Genomic DNA, 24280 nt, shown 5'->3' with positions numbered 1-24280 from the left:
CGGACCTACATCAGCCTCACCCGAGCAGCCTGATCAACAACACCTGACACATCTATCGGGACTTCCCCTTGACACATGTCTCGGGACAGCACAGTTAGCTGCTAACGGAAACTGTCCAAGATCTGCACGGGCGAGCACGCACGGGGCGGCCCCTTCCCACAGTGACGACAAGGGGAGAGCACCGTGCCAAACGAGCCGCCCGATCGGAGACCCACGCCGAGGGCCAAACCGCGGACGCCGCACACGGGTGACGTCCTGCACCTGACCCGCGCCGCGAGTGTGCAGTTCCTGTGTCCGATCTTCGTCCGCGTGATTCGCGTTCTCGACTGGCCGACGTACGACGGGTGGTCGTCGCCCAACCACCCGCACGCCTGTCAAGCGAGGTTCGGTGAGGGTCGGATGACCCGCCGCCCTCGCCCGCACCTTCCGATGCGCCCGGCGTGGCTCTGCCGTAACTGCGCTGCTCCCTGGCCGTGTGCGCCGGCTCAGCTTCACCTCGCGACCGAGTTCTACGGTCATTCGATCGCTCTGGCCTTCTATCTGGCGGCGAACATGCAAGATGCCGTTGACGACCTGTACGCCCTGGGCGTTCGCCCTGACCCGCGGGCACTCCACGCCCGGTTCCTGGGCTGGTTGTCCCTCACCCGCCGACCACACCGCGCCGACCTGCGCTGACCGCCTCGGCGAGGTGAAGTGCGCTGCCGCTTCGGAGCTGATGTCACAAACGAATCAACCGCCGATGTCGTCAGCGATTCAGCTCCACAGGCTCTGACTCGCACCCTCCAACACGCTCGCTGCCCCGGTGCGGTGTGAGCCCCACTTGACAGGACCGAAACAGAAGGGACCCGGACCGGAAACCGCCCGGCGGCACGCTTTCCCGACATGACAGACGGTGCACGGTCGGCGACTCCGCCGGGGCTGACGCCCCGGGAAGTGGCGACGCACTGCCCCTACTGCGCACTGCAGTGCGGGATGACGCTGCGCGCGGACGACGCCGGTGTGACGGTCCACCCACGCCAGTTCCCCACCAACCGGGGCGGGCTCTGCCAGAAGGGGTGGACCGCCGCCGAACTGCTCGACCACCCGGACCGGCTGACCACTCCGCTGGTGCGCGACACGGCCACCGGCGAACTGCGCCCTGCTAGCTGGGACGTCGCGCTCGACCGCGTGGTCGCCGGCATCCGCGCCGTCCAGGACGACGCCGGCCGGGACGCGGTCGCCGTCTTCGGCGGCGGTGGCCTGACCAACGAGAAGGCGTACGCGTTGGGAAAGTTCGCCCGGATCGGGCTGCGCACCCGGCACATCGACTACAACGGACGGTTCTGTATGTCCTCGGCGGCGGCCGCTGGGATGCGCGCCTTCGGCATCGACCGCGGGCTGCCGTTCCCCCTCGCCGACCTGGGCCGGGCCGACACCCTGCTGCTGGTCGGAGCGAACCCGGCGGAGACCATGCCGCCGCTGGTGCGCTGGCTTACCGAGCAGCGCCGCAACGGCGGAAAACTGATCGTCATCGACCCCCGGGTCACCGCCACCGCCCGCCAGGCCGACCTGCACCTGCAACCGCTGCCCGGCACCGACCTCGCGGTGGCCAACGCGCTGCTGCACATCGCCCTCACCGAGGGTTGGGTCGACCGGGCCTACGTGGCCGACCGCACCACCGGATTCGACGCGGTCCGCCGAGGCGTCGCCGCCTGGTGGCCGGCCCGCGCGGAACAGCTCTCCGGGGTGCCGGTGGCCGACCTGGAGGCGACCGCCCAAGCGCTGGGCACCGGCGGTCGCGTGATCATCCTGACCGCGCGCGGCGCCGAGCAGCACGCCAAGGGGGTGGACACCGTCACCGCGTACGTCAATCTCGCCCTCGCCCTCGGTCTGCCCGGCCGCGACGGTTCCGGGTACGGCTGCCTCACCGGCCAGGGCAACGGCCAGGGCGGGCGGGAGCACGGGCAGAAGGCCGACCAGCTGCCCGGCTACCGGCGGATCGACGACCCGGCGGCCCGGGAGCACGTGGCCGGGGTCTGGGGCGTGCCGGCCGACGAGCTGCCCGGCCCGGGAGTGCCCGCCTACCAACTGCTCGACTCGCTCGGCACCCCGGGTGGCCCGCGCGCGTTGCTGGTGTTCGGGTCGAACCCGGTGGTCTCGGCGCCCCGGGCGGCCCGGATCGAGGGCCGGCTGCGCGATCTCGACCTGCTGGTCGTCGCGGATCTCCTGCTCTCCGAGACGGCCGCGCTGGCGGACGTGGTGCTGCCCACCGCGCAGTGGGCCGAGGAGGACGGCACCATGACCAACCTGGAAGGTCGGGTGCTGCGTCGGCGCGCGCTACGGCCGCCCCCGCCGGGCGTCCGGACCGACCTCGCCATCATCTCCGACCTGGCGGCGCGGCTGGCCGACGCCGAATCGACCGACGTCGAACCAGCCGACGCCAATCCGACCAGCGCGCGACCGGCCGCCGTCGCGGCGGCTCGGTTCCCGGCCGACCCGGCCGCCGTCTTCGCCGAGCTGCGCCGCGCCTCCGCCGGTGGGGCCGCCGACTACGCCGGCATCAGCTGGGACCGGATCGACGCCGACGACGGGGTCTACTGGCCCTGCCCGACCGAGGACGGGCCGGACACGCCCCGACTCTTCGCCGACCGGTTCGCCACCCCGGACGGCCGGGCCCGCTTCCACCCCGTCGACCATCGGCCCGCCGCCGAGGAGGTCTGCGCCACGTACCCGCTGCACTTCACCACCGGTCGGGTGCTGGCGCAGTACCAGTCGGGCACCCAGACCCGACGGGTGGCCGCGCTACGCCGCGCCGCCCCGGAGGCGTTCGTCGAACTGCACCCCGACCTGGCCACCCGGCTGGGCATCGACGACGGCGACCCGGTGCGGGTCACCTCCCGCCGAGGTGAGTTCCGCGCGCCGGCCCGGCTCAGCGCCGGGATCCGACCCGACACCGTCTTCGCCCCGTTCCACTACGCGGGGGCGGGACGCGCCAACTCGGTGACCAACGACGCGGTGGACCCGATCTCCGGGATGCCCGAGTTCAAGATCTGCGCGGTCCGGGTGGAGAAGGCATGACCGCCCGGGTGGTCATCGTCGGCAACGGGATGGCTGGCGCGCGCCTCGCCGGTGAGCTGCACGCCCGGGAGGGAGACCGGAAGGTCACAGTGCTCGGGGCCGAGCCGCACCGCGCGTACAACCGGATTTTGCTCTCCACCCTGCTGGCCGGCCGGATCGACGAGCCGGACGTGGAGCTGACCGAAGCCGCCGGGCACGGCGTCGACCTGCGCAGCGGCGTACCGGTGACCGCCGTCGACCGGTCCGCCCGGGAGGTCCGCACCGACGACGGCGAACGAATCGGATACGACCACCTGGTGCTCGCCACCGGCGCCCGGGCGGTAGTGCCGACGCTGCCCGGCCTCGACCCGGCGAACATGCCGGAGCGGGTGGTCCCCTTCCGAACCCTGGACGACTGCCGGCGCATCCTCGCCGCCGCGGACGGCGCCCGCAGCGCTCTGGTGCTCGGCGGCGGGCTGCTCGGTCTGGAGGCCGCCCGAGGGCTGGCCGCCCGGGGGCTGGCCACCACAGTGGTGCACCCGCGAGAGCACCTGATGGAACGGCAGCTGGACCCGACGGCCGGCGCGGTGCTCGCGGGCACGCTCGCCGGTTTCGGCGTCAGCGTCCAACTGGGGGTGTCGGCGACCGGCGTGGCCGCGGACGCCAGCGGTGTCCGCCTCGACCTGGCCGACGGCCGATCGCTCCACGCCGACCTGCTGGTGCTCTCCTGTGGCGTACGCCCGGACACCGCCCTCGCGCAGGCCGCCGGCCTGACCGTACGGCGCGGCGTGGTGGTGGACGACCGGCTGCGCACCAGCGACCGGTCCATCTCGGCGATCGGCGACTGCGCCGAGCACGACGGCGTGCTCACCGGGCTGGTCGCGCCCGCCTGGGCCCAGGCCCAGGTGCTCGCGGACGTGCTGACCGGGACGGACCCGCTGGCCCGTTACCGGCCCCGGCCGGTGGTGACCCGGCTGAAGGCCGCCGGGATCGACCTTGCGTCGATGGGTGACGCGTCCAGTGGCGGGCCGGACGAGGAGTTGACCTTCGCCGACCCGACCCGGGGCACCTACGCCCGTTTGCGGATCCGCGACGAGCGGCTGATCGGCGCGATCCTGCTCGGCGACAACCCGGCGGTCGGCACTGTGATCCAACTCTTCGACCGTGGTCAGCCGGTGCCGAGTGACCGACGGGCGCTGCTGCTCGGCCGGGCACTCGGTGCGATCGGCGCGACCCCGGCCGCCTCACCGGCGCTGATGCCGGACGCGGCCACGGTCTGTCAGTGCAACACGGTGAGCAAGGGCGCACTGGTCAGAAGCTGGCGCTCCGGCGCCCGGACGGTCGATGCGGTGGTGGCCGCGACCCGGGCCGGTACCGGATGCGGCGGATGCCGGGACGCGGTGAGCGGCATCGTCGACTGGCTGAGCCAGGCGGAATCGGTGGAGGTGACGCGATGAGCGGCGGCGAACTGGTCGTCATCGGCAACGGCATGGTCGGGCAGCGTTTCGTGGACGCGCTGCACGCCCGTGACCCAGAGGGCACCTGGCGGGTGACAGTGCTGGCCGAGGAGGGGCGCCCGGCGTACGACCGGGTGCGACTCTCGGCGTACTTCGACGGGGTCAGTGAGAGCGAACTCAACCTGCACACCCCGCTCGACGGCGTGCGGCTGCGACTCGGCGAGCCGGCAACCGCCGTCGACCGGGACCGACAGGTGGTGACCACCGCAGTCGGCGAGTACCGCTACGACGCGCTGGTGCTGGCCACCGGGTCGTACGCGTTCGTGCCGCCGGTGGCCGGCACGGAGCTGCCCGGGGTCTTCGTCTACCGGACCCTGGACGACCTGGCGGCGATCCGGGCGTACGCGCGAGGCCGGCGGGTCGGCGCGGTGATCGGTGGCGGGCTGCTCGGGCTTGAGGCCGCCAACGCCCTACGACTGCTCGGCCTGAGCACCGACGTGGTGGAGTTCGCGCCCCGGCTGATGCCGGTGCAGGTGGACCAGGCCGGCGGCGCGATGCTCCGCCGCTACGTCGACGAGTTGGGCGTACGGACCCATCTGGGGGTGGCGACCACCGCGATCCTTCAGGGCCCGGACGGCGGCGTCGCGGCCCTGGAACTGTCCGACGGCACCGCCCTCGACGCCGAGCTGGTCGTGGTGGCCGCCGGCATCCGGCCCCGGGACCAGTTGGCCCGGGACGCCGGTCTGCCGCTGGGCCCGCGCGGCGGGGTGCTTGTCGACGCGACCTGTCGTACGGCCGACGAGCGGATCTGGGCTGTCGGAGAGTGCGCGGCGGTCGACGGCACCTGCCACGGGCTGGTCGCGCCGGGGTACGCGACGGCCGAAGTTGTGGCCGATCGACTGGTCGGCGGGGCGGCGACCTTCCCGGGCGCGGACACCGCCACCAAACTCAAGCTGCTCGGCGTCGACGTGGCGTCGTTCGGCGACGCCCACGGCACGACCGAGGGCTGCCTGGATGTCACGTTCACCGACCCGGCCACCCGGGTCTACGCGAAGCTGGTCCTCTCCGACGACGCGCACACCCTGCTCGGCGGGGTGCTGGTCGGTGACGCCAGCGCGTACCCGACGCTGCGGGCCAGTGTGGGCGGCCCGCTGCCGGCCGCGCCGCTGGCGCTGCTCGCCCCGGACGGCGGCGGCGCGGACGCCGGGGCGCTGCCCGCCGCCGCGCAGGTCTGCTCCTGCAACGCGGTGACCCGGGGCGACGTGGACGCCGCCATCGCCGACGGTTGCGCGGACGTGCCGGCGTTGAAGGCGTGCACCCGGGCCGGCACCAGCTGCGGCTCCTGCGTGCCGATGCTGAAGCAGCTCCTGGACGCGGCCGGGGTGGCACAGTCCAGCGCGCTCTGCGAGCACTTCGACGTCAGCCGGCGGGAGCTGTTCGAGATCGTTCGCGTCCGCGGCATCCGCACCTTCTCCCGGCTGGTCGCCGAGCACGGTCGGGGCCGCGGCTGCGACATCTGCAAGCCGGTGGTGGCGTCCATCCTCGCCTCGCTGGGCGGCGGGCACGTGCTCGACGGCGAGCAGGCGTCGTTGCAGGACACCAACGACCACTTCCTGGCCAACCTGCAACGCGACGGCAGCTACTCGGTGGTGCCCCGGATCCCGGGCGGCGAGATCACCCCGGAGAAGCTGATCGTGATCGGCGAGGTCGCCCGGGACTTCCAGCTCTACACGAAGATCACCGGTGGGCAGCGGATCGACCTGTTCGGGGCGCGGGTGGAGCAGCTGCCGCAGATCTGGCGGCGGCTGGTCGACGCCGGCTTCGAGTCCGGGCACGCGTACGGCAAGGCGCTGCGCACCGTGAAGTCGTGCGTGGGCGAGACCTGGTGCCGGTACGGGGTGCAGGACTCGGTGGGGCTGGCCGTCGCGCTGGAGCTGCGCTATCGCGGGCTGCGTGCTCCGCACAAGCTGAAGTCGGCGGTCTCCGGTTGCGCCCGGGAGTGCGCGGAGGCACGCAGCAAGGACTTCGGCATCATCGCCACCGAGACCGGCTGGAATCTCTATGTCGGCGGCAACGGTGGTTTCCGGCCCCGGCACGCCGACCTTTTCGCCACTGATTTGTCGACAGAAGCACTGATTCGACTAATCGATAGGTTTCTAATCTATTACATCCGCACCGCCGACCGGCTGCAACGCACCGCCGGCTGGATCGAGGCGATGGACGGCGGCCTGGACCACCTGCGCTCGGTGATCGTGGACGACTCGCTCGGGCTCTGCGAGGACCTCGACGCGGCGATGGCCCGGCACGTGTCGTCGTACTCCGACGAGTGGCGCGACGTCCTGGACGACCCGGATCGGCTGCGCCGCTACACCTCCTTCGTCAACGCCCCCGACGTACCGGACCCGTCGATCACCTTCACCCGGGAACGCGGCCAGCCGGTGCCCGTACGCGACCAGTCCCCGACCGGATCCGAGCCGACCAACGGTCAACGTCGGCAACCGGTCACCCTCGGCCTACCGGAGGTACGGCGATGACCCAGACCCTCACGCTGACCTGGACCACCATCTGCCTGCTCGACCGGTTGGAACCGGACCGGGGCGTCGCCGCCCTGGTCGACGGGGTGCAGATCGCCCTCTTCCGGACCGCCGACGAGCTGTTCGCGATCGACAACCGCGATCCGGTCTCCGGGGCGTACGTGCTGTCCCGGGGCATCGTCGGCAGCCGTGGCGGAGTGCCGACGGTCGCCTCACCGCTGCACAAGCAGGTGTACGACCTGCGCAGCGGGCACTGTCTCGACTTGCCCGGGGTGGCCGTGGCCCGACACGACGCACGTTGCCGCAACGGGCTGGTCGAGGTGCGGCTGCGACAGGAGGGTTGATGCGGGAAGAACTGGCGGGCTTCACCATCGGGGTGACCGCCGACCGGCGGCGCGACGAGTTGGCCGCGCTGCTCGAACGACGGGGCGCCCGGGTGGTGCTCGCTCCGGCGCTGCGGATCGTGCCGCTGTCCGACGACACCGAGCTGCGCGAGGCGACCCGCGCCTGCCTCGACCAGCCGCCGGACATCCTGATGGCCAACACCGGCATCGGCATGCGCGGCTGGTTGGAGGCGGCCGAGGGCTGGGGGCTGGCCGAGCCGCTGCGCTCCGTGCTGGCCAGCTCGTACGTGGTGGCGCGCGGCCCGAAGGCACGCGGCGCGATCCGGGCTGCCGGGCTGCACGACCAGTGGTCGCCCGCCTCGGAAAGCTGCGACGAGGTGGTCGACCACCTGCGCCGGCGCGGCGTGGCCGGGCAGGTCATCGCCATGCAGCTGCACGGCGAGCGGCAGCCGGAGTGCACGCTCGCGCTGGAGGCGGCGGGCGCCACTGTCATCGAGGTGCCGGTCTACCGCTGGGCACCGCCGACCGATCCGGCGCCGCTGCACCGGCTGATCGACCTGATCGCCGGTCGGCTGGTGGACGCGGTGACGTTCACCTCGGCGCCGGCGGTCGAAGCGTTGCTGCGGGCCGCCGGTGACCGCACCGACGCGGTGCTGTCCGCGTTGCGCAGCGAAGTGCTGGCCAGCTGCGTCGGGGCGGTGACCGCCGAGCCGCTGCTGCGGCGCGGGGTGCCGGTGAGCGCGCCCGGTCGGGCCCGGTTGGGCGCGCTGGTGCGGACCATCGTCGACGAGCTGCCCCGCCGGACCGTGACGTTCAAGGCCGGCGGGCATCTGCTCACGTTGCGCGGGCACGCCGCAGTGATCGACGGCGAGCTACGGCCACTCGCGCCCGCGCCGATGGCGGTGCTGCGGGCGCTGGCCCAGTCCCCGGGTCGGGTGTTGTCCCGCACGGCGTTGCTGCGGACGCTGCCCCGGGGCGCGGACGAGCACGCCGTGGAGATGGCCGTCGCCCGGCTACGGGCCGGCTTGCGCGCGCCCCGCGTGGTGCAGACAGTGGTGAAGCGCGGCTACCGGCTCCGGGTCGACTGAACGCGTCACGGCCGGCCGTCGCGAGCCGGCCGTGACGCGGCGTTTCAGCCGACCGGCGTCGGGAAGCCCCGCCCGTGCTCGGACTGGAGCCGGAGCATGGCGTGCTCGACCACAGTCACCAGCACCTGCTTGACCGAGTCCCGCTGCCGGGCGTCGGTCATCACCAGCGGCACCTGCGGCGAGATGGCCAGCGCCTCGCGGACCTCCTCGGCCTCGTACTGCGGTGCGCCGTCGAACTTGTTCAGCGCCACCACGTACGGCAGGTTGCGGTTCTCGAAGTAGTCCAGTGGGGCGAAGGCGTCGGTGATCCGGCGGGTGTCCACCAGCACGGCGGCACCCACCGCCCCCCGGATGATCTCGTCCCACATGAACCAGAACCGGGTCTGACCCGGTGTACCGAAGAGGTACAGGATCAGGTCCTGGGCCATGGTGATCCGGCCGAAGTCCATGGCGACCGTGGTGGTCTCCTTGCCCGGCACCTTGGAGGGATCGTCGATGCCGACACCCGCCGCGGTCATCAACGCCTCTGTGGTCAGCGGCGTGATCTCGGAGATCGCCCCGACCAGTGTCGTCTTACCGACGCCGAAGCCGCCCGCGACGACGATCTTCGCGGATACGATTCCCCGGCCCGGCCGCCCCCCTGCGGGGTCATAGCCTGCGAAGTCCACTTAGCACCCTTCCAAGCAGTTCCATCCGCTCCTCGAACCCCTCGGCGGGAGCAGCAGTGTGTAACGTCAGCAGGCTCTCGGCCACCATGTCGGCGACCAACACCCGGGCGACGCCCAGCGGCATCCGGGTATACGCGGCGATCTCCGCCAGCGACTGTGCTCGGCCCTCACAGACCGTGGCGATGCGGTGCTTGTCGTGTCCGGCGAACCGGGACTCGGCGACCTGGGTGGGAGAGGCGGTGAGGACTGCCTCGAGGGCGATGTCCTGCCGGGGCTCGGTACGACCACGGGTGACCGCGTACGGACGCACCAGCGCGCCACGCGGGTCAGCGCGTCGTTGGTCCATTCCCGATCACCTCCTCGTCCCCTGCGGAGCCGGACTGTGCCGTCTCTCGTCCCTGGTCCGGCGCTCGGAATGAGCGCCGCCTTCCGGTGCTAAGAACGCACCGCGTCGCGCGGCAGCGGCACCAGCGCGGCGCCCACCCGCTCGACCAGCAGTGCCATCTCGTAGCCCACCTGGCCCACGTCGCAGCTGCGCGCGGCCAGCACGGCCATCGAGGAGCCGTCGCTGATCGACATCAGGAAGAGATACCCGCTGTCCATCTCGATGACTGTCTGCAACACCCCGCCCGCGCTGAACATGCGGGCCGCGCCCTCGGTCAGGCTCACCACTCCGGAGGTGATCGCGGCGAGCTGATCCGCCCGGTCCCCCGGCAGATCCCGGGAGGACGCGAGCAGCAGCCCGTCAGCGGACACCGCCACCACGTGGGCGATGCCCGCCACGCTGTCGGCGAAGTTGGTGAGCAGCCAACCCATGTCCTGCATGGCAGCTGGCCTGTTCATCGGCTCTCCTTGGTCGAGGTGCTGTTCAGGTCCGTTCCGGCCGTCCGACCGCGCTGCACACCGCGGTGGTAGGCCGACAGCAGACCACGTACTTCATCCGGTGTCCGCCGGCTGCGGTCCCGGCCGCTCTTCGGTTCGATGCCACCCGGCACGAGCTGTTGCTGCGGCACCCGCTTGGGCAACCCGGAGCGGGTGGTCCCGGCGGGAGCCGGCTCGGCAGCCCGGCTGGCCCGGGACCAGCCCTCGTCCGCCGCCGTACGCCAGGCCCCCGGGTCGGGGGCGGGTGCGGCCGGAGCCGGCCGGGCGGCCGGAGGCGGGGCGTACGTCGGCGGCGCCGACGGCCGTGCCCCGAACCCGTCCATGGTGGCGCCGAGGCCGTCGGCGCCCGGGGTGGCCGTCCCGTCGGTGCCGGAGCTGCCCGGGGTACGGGTCGGCAGTTTCGGGCGGGCCGGCGACGCGGCCGGCGCCGACCCGGTGCTCGGCTGGCCGCCGTTGCCGGTGCGCAGGCCGGTGTCGGCCGCAGCGGTCGTGGCGGGCGCGGGCGGCTCGTCGAAGTTGGGCCGGGTGAAGATCGCGGTGGCGTCGTCGCCGTGCGACCGGAACCAGACCGCCTCCATCTCCCTGAAGATCGGAGCCTCGGCCGGGAAGTCGGGCCGGGTGCTGACAGGTGCAGCGGGCACCGACGGAGCGGCCGGCGGTGCTACTGCGCCCGGCCCGGCGACCGGCCCGACCGGGAGGCCCTGGGCTGCACGCCCATCCGCGGTGTCCGGGGCGTCCGGGGTGGAGCCACGCCGAGGCAGCGGGTCGACGGTCGGGTAGGCCACTGTCGGGCTGCCCAGCGAAGCGCCCGCGCCGTTGCTGTAGGCCGGCCGGGCCGGCGGGAGCGGGGCGGCGGGCGCGGGGGCGGCGGGTGCCGGTGGCATGGCCGAGCGCGGACCGGTGTAGCCACCCGCCTGTACGGCCGGGGTGGTGTCCCGCGAGTCCAGCGGCGACTGCCACTGGGCGGGTGCCGGCGGGCTGGTCCGCCACTGGTCAGGCAACGTTGCCGCCGTCGTCGCGGCACCGGCGAACTGCTCGGCGTGGCCGGCCGGGGTGAGCGGCGCCTGCTCCACTGCCATCGGCTGACGCGGCCGGGTGAGCACCTGCTCGCGGCCCCGGTTGTTGGGCAGCACCACGGTGGCGGCGGGCAACGTCACCTGGGCGACGGTGCCGCCCTCGACGTTGCGGCGCAACTCCACCCGGATGCCGTAGCGGGAGGCGAGCCGGCTCACCACGGCCAGACCCATCAGTCGGAACGCGGCGACGTCCACACTCGGCGGGGCGGCCAGACGCCGGTTGAGCGAGTCGAGCTGGTCGTCGGTGAGGCCGAGCCCGCGGTCCTCGATCTGGATCAGCACGTAATCGCGGATCCGGCGACCGTCGGCGACCACAGTGGTGTTCGGCGGCGAGAATCGGGTGGCGTTGTCGAGCAGCTCGGCGACGAGACGTACCACGTCGTTGACAGCGTGCGCGGCCACCGAGATGTCGGTGTCGACCGTGCCGAACTCGATGCGGTTGTAGAGCTCCACCTCGGACTGGGCGGCGCGCAGCACGTCCACCACCAGCGCGTTGTCGTGACGCGGTGCGGCGGAGTCGGCGCCGGCCAGGACGAGCAGGTTCTCGTCGTTGCGGCGCATTCGGGTGGCCAGGTGGTCCAGTTCGAAGAGCTGCGCGAGCCGCTTCGGGTCCTCCTCGCCGCGCTCGATCGCGTCCAGCTCGCCGATCATCCGGTCGACCAGGGTCTGACTACGGCGCGCCAGGTTGAGGAACATGGCCGAGACGCTCGTACGCAGTGCCGCCTGCTCGGCGGCGACCCGCACCGCCTCCCGGTGTACGACGTTGAAGGCCAGCGCCACCTGACCGACCTCGTCGCGGGTGTTGAGCTGGATGGGGTCCCGGACCTGGCGGACGATCTCGTCCACCCCGCCGTCACCAACGCTGCCCATGTTCTGCAGCCGCTGCACGGCGTCGGGCAGGTCGTGGTTGGCCACGGAGAGGGCGCCCTCGCGCAGTCGGCGCAGCGAGTGGTTGAGCGAGCGGGCGAGCACCACGGCCAGCGACACGGCGATGATCAGGGTCAGCAGCACCAGGATCGACTCGACCACTGCCTGCCGGATGACGTCCGAGCGGGCCTGGTCGGCCTGCTGAAACAGTCGGTCTTGCAGTTGGATCTCGGCCCAGCGCATCAGGTCGTTCACGGCGCCGATCGCCGCGGTGGCGTCCTGTGCGGTGACCAGCGGGCGCTGCCCGACCGAGCGGGTGATGTCGGTGGCCACCCGGTCGGCAAGGCCGACCGCGTCGCCGGAAACGGTGCTGTCGACCAGGGCGCGCTGCACCGGGTCGGCGGCCAGCGAGAAGGCGACCAGGGCCTCCTGCTGACCGGTCAACGTTGCCACGAAGGAGGAGAACTGCTCCGAGTCGAGCTGGCCGGCCGTCAGCGCGGTGAAGGCGACGGCCCCTTCCTCCGCGACGGAAGCCTTGGCGCGGGCGAAGGCGGCGACCGCGCGGCGGCTGTCCGCCAGGCTCTCGTCGCCGGGCAACTGGGCCAGGCCGTCACCGTACGAGACCAGGTCGGTGAGGATGACTCCGTAGCGGAGCACCGCCTCGGCGACCGCCATCTGCCGGCGGTCCAGCACCTCCTGACGGGTGCCGTCCAGGGTGGCCAGGTGGTCGTCGATGGCGGCCAGCCGGTCCCGCAGGGCGGTCGGCACGTCGCCGATCCGGCCCCGCTCGGCGCGGTACTCGTCCACCCGCTGCTGCGTCTGGCGGACCCGCAGGTTGTACGCGTCGGCCGGCTGCTGCGGAGCGGCGAGGTATGCGGCCGCGGCCATCCGTTCGGCCTGGAGGTCCTGGGTGAGGGCGCTGACGTCGACGGAGAGGGCCGTCAGTGACCGGGCCCGCGTGGCGTCGAACGCGCCTTCGCCGACGGAGATCAGGCGGACCGTGGCCAGCGCGATCACCGCCGCCACCGGGACGACCAGAATCAACGCCAACTTGGACCGGATCCGGGCGTCACGCAGTCTCGGCATCCGTCGGCGCGCAGGCCGACCGCTGTCGCCGAGCGCGGGCAGAGTCGTCGGTCCGGTGCTCACGACATCGCCTCCGTCGTTTCTTCCCCGCCTGAGCCGCCGAGCCATGCCGTAAGCGGAGGGGACCACGCGCGGCACGGCCGCGATTTCATCAGAGATGATCGTGTTTGGGAAGCCGCAGTGAGGTAGGAAACGGTCGGACGGAGCGCATCCCGTGATCCGGGCAACTGATACCTTCATTTCCGCAAGCCCCTGAACAGGGCATGTAACTCCAGAGTGGTCACGCGTGTATGCAAAGTGAGCTTTTGCAAACATTGCGTTACCCCAGCATGTGGGATGGCCGTCCCGAAAATGCGGCCGGGGTCCGCGCTTGACCACAGCGCCGGCCATTGGCAAGGTTTTGCAGGCTTCGCGCACACCGTACGGCAGAGGAGATCCCGTCCTCCACTGAGGACGGATTAGCGGCGGTGACCGGGCAGCGCCCGCGCCCGCACCTGGAGGACTGAGTTGAGCCCCATCCGCTCCGCGACCATCGCGGCGCTCGCATCGGCCGTAGTGGCCACCACGCTCACCGGCTGCCAGTTCGGCGAGGCGGAACAGGACACGAGTCCGATCGTGATCGCTGCCGATCTCGAACTCTCCGGCGCCGCGGCCACGGTTGGCCGGACATACCAGCGCGCCCTCAAACTCAAGGTCGATCAGTTGAACGCCTCCGGAGCACTGAACGGCCGGAAGATCGACCTGAAGGTGAAGGACAACCGTTCCGACTCGGCCGAGTCACTTCGCAACATCGTCGACTTCAGCAGCGATTCGAAGGTCAGCGCCATCATCATGGGCGGCTGCAACGAATGCGCGGTCGGAGCGGTCGGGACCATCAACGAGAAGCGGATTCCCACCATTGCGCTAGCCGCTTCCGGCGCGATCGCCGCGCCGGCCGCTGAACGGCGCTACGTGTTCAAGCTCGGCCCTAACGCCGCGGACAGCGCCGCCGCACTGACCACCGAACTGCGCCGCAACAACATCCGTAAGGTGGGGATGCTGGTCAGCGACGACGACTACGGCCAGGAGGGCGCGACCGCGCTCAAGAGCGAGCTGGACAAGGCCAAGATCACGCTCCGACAGCAGCGGATCAAAACCACCGACACCGACGTCAGCCAGCAGGTCCAGCAGCTCGCGTCGGGCAAGCCCGACGCGATGGTCTTCTGGACCCCGCCGGAGCAGGCGACACTGGCCGCGACCAGCGTCCAGCAGACCATCTTCCGTGGGTCGATCTACTTCGACGCGGCAGCGGCCGGGGACCTCTTCCTCGGCGCGGCGGCCAAGGCGACCGAGAAGGCCACGCTGATCTTCACGCAGACCATGGTGATCGATGACGTGATCGCGACCACCCCGGCCAAGGCGGCGCGGCGGCAGTGGTTCCAGGACTACACGGCCCGCTTCGGCGGCTACAACGGGTCCTCGTCGTTCGCCGCGGACGCCGTCCAGCTGATCGCCGACGCCGAACTGCGCGCCGGTGGTGAGATCGGGAAGGTGGACCGCAACGGCATCCGGGACGTGCTGGAGACGTCCCAGATGGACGGCCTCTCCGGCCCGATCCGCATGACGCCGGACAACCACAGCGGCCTGATGCCGCAGGCGCTCACCACGCTGGTCGCCCGCAATGGTCGCTGGCGGTTGGCGGGGTAACGCTGGGGCCTTTTATCTGGCGGGTTTACCCGGCCCTTCGTCGAGTGCCGGGTGGGGTGTGGCCGACCGTGCCCGGCTCCGGGCGGTCAGGCTTGATCCCTCCGTCGGGCACGGTCGGCCACACCCTTCGCGCCAGCAGCGTCGACAAGACGGGCCGGCCTCCCACTGGGAGGCCGGCCCTGCGCGTTTCTTGGTGTTGATCTTTATCTGTGTCTTCGGTGCTGCCCTGTGATCTCTTCTGGTGGGTTAGCGGCTGCTGGTGGTTTCTCGTACCCAGGGGAGGGCGAACCGCTCGATCAGCAGGAGCGCCGAGTAGAGCAGGATGCTCACCAGTGCCACCAGCATGATCGCCGCCCAGGCGGTGGCGGCGTCGCCGATGCCGGCGTACTGCGTGATGACGTAGCCGAGGCCGCTCTCGCCGGCCTGGAACTCACCGATCACCGCGCCGATCGCGGCCAGTGGCATGGCCACCTTGAGCCCGACGAAGATCTGCGGCAGCGCGGCCGGGAAGCGCACCTTGCGGAACGCCTGCCAGCGGGAGGCGTTCCAGGAACGCACCAGTTCGGCCAGATCGGCCGGCGTGGTGGTCAATCCGGTCGCGGTGGAGAGCACGATCGGGAAGAAGCAGAGCAGGAACACCATGGTCAGGATCGGCTTCTGGCCCCAGCCGAGCGCCACCACCAGCAGCGGGCCCAGCGTGATCTTCGGTACCGCGTTCACCGCGACCAGCAGCGGCGTGAACATCCGCTCCACAGTGCGGGAGCTGGCCAGGGAGAGCCCGATCAGCACACCGGCGACCACCGAGAGGGCGAACCCGATCAGGATCTCCAGCGTGGTGTCCCAGGTGTGCTCCAGCATCCGAGCGGGCTTGTCGACGAACGCGCTGAGCACGTCGCCGGGCGGCGGCAGGGCGAAAGGGTGGACCAGTTCCAGCCGAGCGATCAGCCACCACGCCGCCAGCGCGACCAGGATGCCGACCGCGGGCAGCGCCGCGCCAGCCCCGGCCCGGAGACCGGCACCTCGACCCGTGCGTCCCGCTTCGGGGCCGGCACCCGGGGGCGGGGGCTCCGCCACCGCCGGGTCCGCTGACCGGACGTCGGTCATCTCTGTCCTCCTCGAAATCCCACGGCCCGCCGGGGGCCGACGAGCGACGGGGGTACGCCCCACCGGGATCGGCGGGACGTACCCCCTGATGACGACCGGACGATCAGGCCTTCGGCGCGAGGCTGAAGTCGATGATCTGCTCGGGGGTGATGTTCTGCTTCAGCGCGCCGGCGCCCTGCAGGATGGCGATGCTCTTGGCGACCCGACCGCTGTCCAGGGTGCCGATCGCGGTGCCGGTGTTGCCGGAACGGACGTACGCGGCCATCAGCTCCAGCTCGGCGGCGGCGGAGACCGGGTTGGTGGCGTCGACGTTCTTCTTCAGGATGTCGGCGGCCTCCTTGGAGTTCGCCAGGCTGTACTCCAGGCCCTTGAGTAGCGCCGCGGTGAACTTCTTCACCATCTCGGGCTTCTCCTTGGCGATCTTCGAGGAGGTGATCAGCACGTTGCCGTAGAGGTCCTGCATCACGTTGCTGTACGGCAGCATGACGGCCTTCTTCTTGGCCACCGCCTCGATGGTCGGCTGACCGACGACGAACTGACCGATGCCGTCCACCGAGCCGGAGGCCAGCGTGCCGATCAGGTTCTGCGCCTCACCGTTGACCCAGGTCACCTTGGTCGCGTCCACACCGGCGAGCCGGGCGTACGTCGGGAAGAGGTTGCGGACCACCGACCCGGGGGTGTCGGCGAGCTTCTTGCCCTCCAGGTCCTTCGGCGAGCTGATGTTCTTGCCCTCGACGGTGGCGATGCCCGCCATGGTGCGCTGCTGGATCGCGGCCACCGCGGTGAAGTCCTTGGCCTGGCCGTTGCCGAGCTGGAGCAGACCGCCGGTGAGGTCGATCGGGCCGAAGTCGGCCTGGCCGCCGACGATGGTCTGGATCACGCCACCGGTGCCCTGACCCGCCTTGATCTCGACGTCGAAGCCGGCTTCCTTGAAGAAGCCCTTGTCCTTCGCCACCCAGGCGTAGGAGTCACGGCCGAAGTTACCGAACGAGGTGAGGTAGGTCACCTTCTCCAGCGTCTTGCCGTCGCCGCCCTTGGCATCGTCGGCCGAATCCGACCCGCTGCTGCAGGCGGAGACAAGGGCGAGGGCGGTGGCCAGCGCGGCCGTAGCGACCGTACGGGTCAGCCTTCTCATCAGTGCACCATGTCCTTTCCGACCGGGGCCGGCAGGCCACCGGAGGGGGTTGTCGTGACGGGCCGGCGGGAGGGGTGGAAGCCGGGCGCCGCCGTCGTGGGGGACTCTTCGCGGGCACAGCGTACGAGAAACCCACAGTTGCGACGCCAGGCGTATCGGGTTGCGGAACGGATACAACCTGACGACCACCCCAGCCGGTGCCATACCTCGACAGGGCGGCTAGCCTTTGTCGGATTCCTGACCGTCCACTCAGCGGAGGTACGCCGGAGATGATCCGACTGTCCGGGGTGTCCCGTACCTTCGAGGGCCGATCCGGCCGGGTGGAGGCGCTGCGCGGCATCGACCTCGACGTCGCCGAGGGGGAGTTCGTCGCCGTGCTCGGCCGCTCCGGTTGCGGCAAGTCCACACTGCTGCGGCTGATCGCCGGGCTGCTCCCACTGAGCGCCGGTGAGATCACCGTCGCCGGTACGCCGATCACCCGCCCCCGCCAGGACATCGCCATGCTGTTCCAGAAGCCGGCGCTGCTGCCCTGGCGCACCGTGCTGGACAACGTCCTGCTGCCCGTGGAGATCTTCGGCTGGAGCCGCGCCAAGCACCGGGAGCGGGCCCGGCAACTGCTCGACGTGGCCGGGTTGGCCGGCTTCGAGAAGCGGCTGCCCCACGAGCTCTCCGGCGGCATGCAGCAGCGGGTGTCGCTGTGCCGGTCGTTGATCGGTGAGCCCCGGGTGATGCTGATGGACGAGCCGTTCTCCGCGCTGGACGCGCTCACCCGCGAGGAACTCTCCGGTGAACTCCAGCGGGTGCACATGGAGAACAAGCCGACCATCGTCTTCGTCACCCACTCGATCGACGAGGCGGTGCTGCTCGCCGACCGGGTGGTCGTGCTGAGCCCCCGCCCCGGCCGGATCCGCAAGGTCGTCGACGTGACCATCCCCCGGCCCCGGACCCTGGGCCGCAACGCTCACCTGGCCGACGTCGCCCAGGTCAGCGCCGACCTGCACGAACTGCTCATGGAACGCGAACAGCCGGCCACCGCCGGCGCGGAAGGACACTGACCATGCGGGTGTCGGTCTTCACCGAGCCGAACCGTGGCGCCAGCTACGACACCCAGCTCCGGTTCGCCCGGCTCGTCGAGGCCTGCGGCTACGAGGGTTTCCTCCGCGCCGACCACTACCAGTCGATGGGTGCCGACCCGGGCCTGCCCGGCCCCACTGACGCCTGGCTGACCCTCGCCGCGCTGGCCCGGGAAACCGAGCGGATCCGACTCGGCACCCTGGTGACGTCGGCCACGTTCCGCCTGCCCGGCCCCCTCGCGGTGATGGTCGCGCAGGTCGACCAGATGAGCGGTGGCCGGGTCGACCTCGGCATCGGCGCCGGCTGGTACGAGCGTGAGCACACCTCGTACGGCATCCCGTTCCCGTCGGTCGGCGAGCGCTTCGACCGGCTGGCCGAACAGCTTGAGGTGATCACCGGGTTGTGGGCAACCCCGCCCGGCGAGACCTACAGCTTCACCGGCGACCACTATCGGCTGGTGGACGCTCCCGCCCTGCCCAAGCCGGTGCAGGTGCCTGGGCCACCGATCATCGTGGGCGGGCGTGGCCCCAAGCGCACACCCGAACTGGCCGCCCGGTACGCCGACGAGTTCAACATGCCGTTCAAGTCCGTGGCCGCCACCGCCGAGGCGTACGACCGGGTGCGCGAGACGTGTGAGCGCACCGGACGGACGGAGTCCGGGCGCGCCCCGTTGGTGCTGTCCGCCGGGATCGTCGTCGCCATCGGCCGGACCGACGCGGAGGCCCAGCGTCGGGCAGCACCCCTGCACGAGAAGAGCGCTCTGCCACCGGAGGACCCGGTGGTCGGCTCCCCCGCGCAGCTCGCGCAGCGGCTCGGTGAGTTCGCCGCGATCGGCACCACCCGGGTCCACCTGCGCCTGATCGACTTCGATGATCTCGACCACCTCGAGCTGATCGCCGCCGAGGTGCTGCCCCAACTGGACGGAGCACGATGACCGACGTGATCGACGGAACCGAACTCGGACCGGTGGGTCAGGAGATCGTGTACGAGAACGACCGGGTCCGGGTCTGGCACATCCGCCTCGAGCCGGGCGAGCGGCAACCGTTGCACCGGCACGACCACCCCTACCTGGTGGTGGCGATCGAGGGCGCCAAGAACGTCGTACAGACCATCGACGGCACCCGGATCGACGCCGACGAGCCCACCGGCGGAGTGGTCTACCGGGACCCGGGCGCGGTGCACATGCTGACCAATGTCGGGGATACGACTTACCTGGCCCGGCTGGTCGAACTCAAGTAGACCCGCCGATGGCCACCGGCGTGCCTCGCGGCGCGCCGGTGGCGATCGGGTGTACCAGGTGCGTAACGTGCCGGACATGGCCTTTCGGACCTGGGGCAGACTGCTGCTCACGGCGCTCGGGGTGAGCGTGCTGGCCGGAGCCGGCCAGCTCGGCGTCGCGTACGGTTTCGGCATCGTCCGGCTGACCGGCGCATTCACCGGTACGACCGTCAACCAGTGGCCGGCCCAGCTCGTCTGGGTGGGCTGGTTCGCCGCGAACGCAGCCGTCGCCGGCGCTGTCCTGACCGGACGCCTCGCTCGCCGCGACGCCCCGGCGGCCAGCACCGGCCGGCAGTTGGCGGTCGCCGGCGCGGCGGCGCTCGGCGCCACCGTCATCGCCCCGCTCTGCATGCAGCCCGCCCGCGCCGCGGAGCTGATCTCCGTCGACCCGGTCTGGGCGGTGGGCATCTGCGCCATGGTCGGTGCGGTGATCGGGGCGGGCGCGGCGATCGCCGTCCTGTTCCGGCCCGAGCTGGGATGGAACATGTCGGCCGTGGCCGGCGCGGTCTGGCTGCTGGCGCTGATCTCCGTCCTACCGTCGCTCGGCACGGCCGGCCCACTGCCGACCGTCCGGCTCGGCGTACTGGAGCCGAGCTGGCTCGACAACGCCGCCGCACAGCGGCTGGCGCTGCTCCTGCTGCCCATCGTTGCGCTGCTGGCCGGCGCGGCGACCGCCGGGCTGGCTCGCTGGCGGGGTCAGGCTCCACTGGTCAGCGCAGCCACCGGGGTGGCCGGTCCGGTGCTGGTGGCGTTCGCCTACCTGACCGCCGGTCCGGGCGACGCGGTGGACCGCTACCAGGCCGCCCCCTACTACGGCTCGTTGATCGCGATCCTCGCCGGAGCGCTCGGCGCGGCCGCCGCCGCGCTGCTGCGCTGGCCGACGGGCACCCGTACCACCGATCCGCAGGCGATCGAGCCCACCGCCATCCTGCGCCCGCTGCCCGCCGGCCCGGCGCTGCCCGGCGCTGCGAAGGACCGGGACAGCGCGGCGAACGACCAGGACAGCGCCGAGCGCACCGACACGGAGACGACCAACGCCGAGCTGGCCACCGGCACGAAGCCCGTCGGTGTCGTTGCGGGTCCGTGGGCGACGGGCGACCCCGATGCCGTACGCACCGTCCCGGCCCACTGGGACTGGCCGGAGACCACAGCGAGCGGACAGCACGGTCCGGCTCCCGCCACTGCGGCTCCCGCCCCGACTCCCGCCGCTCCGACTCAGCCCGCGGCCTGGGTGACCGCGCCGACCGGTGAGTTCACCGCCGCAGAACAGACGCCCCCGCCCCACGATGACGTCCTGGCCACGAGCGAGCCCTCGGCCAGCACCGACGTCAGCAACGTCACCGACGCCACCGCGACCGCCACCACGGCCGGACGCGCCGACGCCGCGACCCCGACGGGCGGCCGAGCGGTCGACGACGAGCCCACCGGCAGCACCGCGACGGACACGAGCAGCAGCACGGCGACCAGCGGCAGACCGACCGGTGGGCGCACCACCCGCAAGTCCGCCGCCATCCCGGGCGGCACGGGTGCACCCGGTTCCGACACGACCAGCGCGGCCGCGACCAGCGCTCCGACCACCTCGGACGCGCCCATCCCCGCGACCGGCACGGCCCGGACCAGCGCAGCCGCGACCAGTACGACCCCGACCAGTACGGGCAGCGCCACCGAGGCGACCAGCACAGCACCGACTGGCGCGGACGATCCCAGTCCCGCCGCCACGGCCTCGACGGGCACGGGCACGGGGTCAGGCACGAGCACGGGGGCGAGCAGCGCGGGCACGGCCGACCACGACCCGCCCGAGGCGCCGCTGACGATCAAGCCGCGACGCGGCCGCAAGTCGAAAGCCAACTCGGACGCCACCGCCTCCGACGCGGCTGACGACACGTCCCGTGCCGGTTCGGCAACCACCAGCGAGACGACCACTCGCGAGACGACCACCGGCCGCGCCACGAAGGGCACCCGGCCGGGCAGGTCCGCCGACAGCATCGCCTCCGACGCGGCCACCGACACTCCGGCGCCCAGCCGGGGCAGCCTGGGTGAGCGGTCGAGTTCGACCGCCGAGGTCGCCTCGGCTGCCGCCTCCGACACGGCAGCAGCCCGGACCACGGCTACCGGCGCGAAGCGAGCACCTGCCACCCCCGCCACCGGCTCGAAGCGAGCACCGGCCGCCTCGACGACCGCCGGAACCGGCGCGACGCAGGTGCCCGTCAACCCGGACTCCTCGACCACGGCAACCGACGACGCACAGAGCCCGACCACCGGGACCGGGGCGACACCAGCACCGACCACCGGGACGGGGGAAACACCAGCATCGACCGCCGCAACCGGCGCGACGCGAGCAGCGGCGGCGGCGCCGACCACCGCGGCCGGCCAGGTTGGTGCGGAAGCCACCCCGCGCGTCCCGACGGCCGGCACGGGCAGCAAGGCAGCAGCTGCCGACGCGACCAGCGATTCCGCAATCGCCGGGGCTCGTGACACCGACAGCGCGCAGCCCGCCGCCGAGGACGTTCCCACCGCCGGGTTGTTTGGGGCCACCGCCGCCAGTGACCCGGACACGGACCGGTGGACACCCGCGCCGTCGGCCTGGCCGGTCACCTCGACCTGGACGGTGCCACCGCAGGCCTCCGAGCCGGAGGCAACGGCATCGGAGGGGTCGAGCAGGCCCGACGAGCCGACCGGGCCGATGCCCAGGCCCCGGCATCGGGCACCGTTGCCGGACCTGAGCCGGGCCGGCACCTGGAACGCGTTCGACACCTCTCGGCGTCGCGGGTCGGCGGGATCGCAGGACAGTTCGACGGCACGCACAGCGCCGCCCGAAGCCGGCGAGACGACCAATCCGGCGGAGCACCCGGGCCGGCCGGAATTCCCGGGCACGCTGGGCGCGCCCTCCGGTGCCGCCGCAACAAGCGCCACCACCGACAGCACCACCACCGGCACCGGCACCGGCGATGTGGCGCCCACCGACACCACGTCGGCAAAACCCACGCAGCCGAAGGTGGCAGAGCAGCCCTCCCGGCGAGGGCGGCTCGGCGGGCTGTTCCGCCGTAACCGGTCCCGCGCCGACGAGGAGAGCCCGACGACGTCGGATGAAGCGGAGCCGCTGGCGTCCCAGGACGAGGAATTCGTCGACTGGGTCGCCGGTCTGAGCAAGCCGGTGTCGGACAACGAGCCCGAACAGGAGAACGGCCGCCGGTCGTTGCGCTCCACCGGTCGGCACCACCGCGACTGACCCACACCACACAGCGCACCGAACGTTCCGACCGGTCGCTTGATCGACTCGGGTTCACTGATACCGGGCTATCCCACGCGGCCGGACACCCCGACATCAATGAACCCGAGTCGATCACCCCGCGGGTGGGTCAGGCGAGCGGTAGGTAGACCCGGCTCCCGCCGGAGACGAACTCCTCCGACTTGTCCTTCATGCCGCGCGCCGCGTACTCCTTGAGCTCTTGGGTGATCTTCATGGAGCAGAACTTCGGGCCGCACATCGAGCAGAAGTGCGCGGTCTTCGCCGGCTCCGCGGGCAGGGTCGCGTCGTGGTACGAGCGCGCCGTCTCCGGGTCCAGCGAGAGGTTGAACTGATCCTCCCAGCGGAACTCGAACCGCGCCTTCGACAGGGCGTCGTCCCAGGCCTGCGCGCCGGGGTGACCCTTGGCCAGGTCCGCCGCGTGTGCCGCGATCTTGTACGCGATCACGCCCGCCTTCACGTCGTCCCGGTCCGGCAGGCCGAGGTGCTCCTTCGGCGTGACGTAGCAGAGCATCGCGGTACCGAACATGCCGATCATCGCGGCGCCGATCGCCGAGGTGATGTGGTCGTACGCGGGCGCGATGTCGGTGGTCAGCGGACCGAGCGTGTAGAAGGGCGCCTCGTGGCACCACTCCTGCTGAAGGTCCACGTTCTCCTTGATCTTGTGCATCGGTACGTGACCGGGCCCCTCGATCATCACCTGGACGTCGTACGCCCAGGCGATCTTCGTCAGCTCACCGAGGGTGCGCAGCTCGGCGAACTGCGCCTCGTCGTTGGCGTCGGCGATCGACCCGGGGCGCAGCCCGTCGCCGAGGGAGAACGTCACGTCGTAGCGCGCGAGCAGCGCGCACAACTCCTCGAAGTTGGTGTAGAGGAAGTTCTCCTCGTGGTGCGCCAGGCACCACGCCGCCATGATCGAACCGCCGCGGGACACGATCCCGGTCACCCGGTCCACGGCCAGCGGCACGTACGGCAGGAGCACACCGGCGTGCACAGTCATGTAGTCCACGCCCTGCTCGGCCTGCTCGATCACAGTCTCCCGGAACACCTCCCAGCTCAACTTCACCGGGTCGCCGCCGACCTTCTCCAGCGCCTGGTAGATCGGCACCGTCCCGATTGGCACCGGCGAGTTGCGCACGATCGCCTCACGGGTCTCGTGGATCCGCTTACCCGTGGACAGGTCCATCACGGTGTCCGCGCCCCAGCGGGTGGCCCAGGTCAGCTTCTCCACCTCCTCCGCGACCGACGAGCTGACCGCCGAGGTGCCGATGTTGGCGTTCACCTTGACCAGGAACGCCTTGCCGATGATCGCCGGCTCGCACTCCGGGTGGTTGACGTTGAGCGGGAGCACCGCCCGACCGGCGGCGATCTCGGCCCGCACGAGTTCCGGGTCGACGTTCTCCCGGATCGCCACGAACTCCATCTCCGGCGTCACCACACCGGCCCGCGCGTACGCGAGCTGGGTGGGCCGACGACCGTCCACCCCGGCGAGTGGCGTGCCCGCACCCCGCACCGGGGCCACGTCACCCCGCTCGGCGATCCACGGCCCGCGCAGCGGCGGCAGCCCCACCTCCGGGTCCGAACCAGGGCCGGACGTGTCGTAGAGCCGCACCGGCGGCAGGTCCCCGGTCAGCCCCACCTCCGCGAACGGCACCCGGACATCCGGCCGCGAACCCTCGACGTACACCTTGCCTCGTGCGTGCATGACAGCCTCCCTG

General features: G+C 71.7%; 17 protein-coding genes. 10 read left to right on the top strand and 7 right to left on the bottom strand.

Annotation, left to right across the window (positions count from 1 at the left end; genetic code table 11):
- Nucleotides 1-882: 882 nt before the first annotated feature.
- The 5 genes from FB453_RS13885 to FB453_RS13865 are packed head-to-tail and all read left to right on the top strand — an operon-like array spanning nt 883 to nt 8459.
- Entirely contained in the window at nt 883-3057 is a 2175-nt protein-coding gene (locus FB453_RS13885) for a molybdopterin oxidoreductase family protein (RefSeq protein WP_145790348.1), read from the top strand.
- On the top strand, nt 3054-4493 hold the full coding sequence (locus FB453_RS13880) for an FAD-dependent oxidoreductase (protein WP_145790345.1): 1440 nt from the start codon (nt 3054-3056) through the stop codon (nt 4491-4493). The genes FB453_RS13885 and FB453_RS13880 overlap by 4 nt, the downstream gene beginning before the upstream one ends.
- The gene (gene nirB / locus FB453_RS13875) at nt 4490-7027 is read left to right on the top strand and encodes a nitrite reductase large subunit NirB (protein ID WP_145790343.1); all 2538 of its coding nucleotides are present in this window, start codon (nt 4490-4492) and stop codon (nt 7025-7027) included. The genes FB453_RS13880 and nirB overlap by 4 nt, the downstream gene beginning before the upstream one ends.
- Nucleotides 7024-7371, top strand: coding sequence for a nitrite reductase small subunit NirD (gene nirD / locus FB453_RS13870; protein WP_145790341.1), 348 nt, complete (start codon nt 7024-7026; stop codon nt 7369-7371). Before nirB ends, nirD begins: the two co-directional genes overlap by 4 nt.
- Nucleotides 7371-8459 carry a uroporphyrinogen-III synthase gene (locus tag FB453_RS13865; protein WP_145790339.1) on the top strand — a complete coding sequence of 363 codons (1089 nt, stop codon included), beginning with the start codon at nt 7371-7373 and terminating at the stop codon, nt 8457-8459. The genes nirD and FB453_RS13865 overlap by 1 nt, the downstream gene beginning before the upstream one ends.
- Nucleotides 8460-8503: 44 nt before the next feature.
- Here the strand turns inward: FB453_RS13865 and FB453_RS13860 are convergent, their stop codons facing one another.
- The 4 genes from FB453_RS13860 to FB453_RS13845 form a co-directional block, all read right to left on the bottom strand.
- Complete coding sequence (locus FB453_RS13860) at nt 8504-9127, bottom strand: GTP-binding protein (RefSeq protein ID WP_030329978.1); 624 nt, start codon at nt 9125-9127, stop codon at nt 8504-8506.
- Nucleotides 9108-9473, bottom strand: coding sequence for a DUF742 domain-containing protein (locus FB453_RS13855; protein WP_007465174.1), 366 nt, complete (start codon nt 9471-9473; stop codon nt 9108-9110). Before FB453_RS13855 ends, FB453_RS13860 begins: the two co-directional genes overlap by 20 nt.
- A gap of 89 nt (nt 9474-9562) precedes the next feature.
- On the bottom strand, nt 9563-9970 hold the full coding sequence (locus FB453_RS13850) for a roadblock/LC7 domain-containing protein (RefSeq protein ID WP_007465177.1): 408 nt from the start codon (nt 9968-9970) through the stop codon (nt 9563-9565).
- Nucleotides 9967-13101: a sensor histidine kinase gene (locus FB453_RS13845; protein WP_145790337.1), complete on the bottom strand. Its 3135-nt coding sequence runs from the start codon at nt 13099-13101 to the stop codon at nt 9967-9969. The genes FB453_RS13850 and FB453_RS13845 overlap by 4 nt, the downstream gene beginning before the upstream one ends.
- A gap of 444 nt (nt 13102-13545) precedes the next feature.
- Here FB453_RS13845 and FB453_RS13840 point away from each other — a divergent pair, with 444 nt between their 5' ends.
- A complete protein-coding gene (locus FB453_RS13840) occupies nt 13546-14724 on the top strand; it encodes an ABC transporter substrate-binding protein (RefSeq protein ID WP_112732852.1) in 1179 nt (392 codons plus the stop codon).
- 246 nt (nt 14725-14970) lie between these two features.
- Here FB453_RS13840 and FB453_RS13835 read toward each other — a convergent pair whose 3' ends face one another.
- Both FB453_RS13835 and FB453_RS13830 read right to left on the bottom strand, forming a co-directional pair.
- Nucleotides 14971-15828 carry an ABC transporter permease gene (locus FB453_RS13835; protein ID WP_112584858.1) on the bottom strand — a complete coding sequence of 286 codons (858 nt, stop codon included), beginning with the start codon at nt 15826-15828 and terminating at the stop codon, nt 14971-14973.
- Between the two features lie 103 nt (nt 15829-15931).
- On the bottom strand, nt 15932-16963 hold the full coding sequence (locus tag FB453_RS13830) for an ABC transporter substrate-binding protein (RefSeq protein ID WP_112584856.1): 1032 nt from the start codon (nt 16961-16963) through the stop codon (nt 15932-15934).
- Nucleotides 16964-17232: 269 nt separating this feature from the next.
- On the opposite strand from FB453_RS13830, the gene FB453_RS13825 reads away from it, so the two are divergent.
- From FB453_RS13825 to FB453_RS13810, 4 genes are all read left to right on the top strand, one after another.
- Nucleotides 17233-18018: an ABC transporter ATP-binding protein gene (locus FB453_RS13825; RefSeq protein WP_112601251.1), complete on the top strand. Its 786-nt coding sequence runs from the start codon at nt 17233-17235 to the stop codon at nt 18016-18018.
- A gap of 2 nt (nt 18019-18020) precedes the next feature.
- A complete protein-coding gene (locus tag FB453_RS13820) occupies nt 18021-18971 on the top strand; it encodes an LLM class F420-dependent oxidoreductase (protein ID WP_112584852.1) in 951 nt (316 codons plus the stop codon).
- On the top strand, nt 18968-19276 hold the full coding sequence (locus tag FB453_RS13815; RefSeq protein WP_007465195.1) for a cupin domain-containing protein: 309 nt from the start codon (nt 18968-18970) through the stop codon (nt 19274-19276). Before FB453_RS13820 ends, FB453_RS13815 begins: the two co-directional genes overlap by 4 nt.
- A gap of 76 nt (nt 19277-19352) precedes the next feature.
- A complete protein-coding gene (locus FB453_RS13810; RefSeq protein ID WP_145790335.1) occupies nt 19353-22544 on the top strand; it encodes a hypothetical protein in 3192 nt (1063 codons plus the stop codon).
- Between the two features lie 130 nt (nt 22545-22674).
- Here FB453_RS13810 and thiC read toward each other — a convergent pair whose 3' ends face one another.
- Nucleotides 22675-24267, bottom strand: coding sequence for a phosphomethylpyrimidine synthase ThiC (gene thiC / locus FB453_RS13805; protein WP_145790332.1), 1593 nt, complete (start codon nt 24265-24267; stop codon nt 22675-22677).
- Nucleotides 24268-24280: the final 13 nt, after the last annotated feature.

Source organism: Micromonospora sp. CNZ322, from assembly GCF_007827755.1.
Note: the sequence above shows the minus strand (reverse complement) of the source record. Positions and strands in the feature narration are given on the sequence as shown.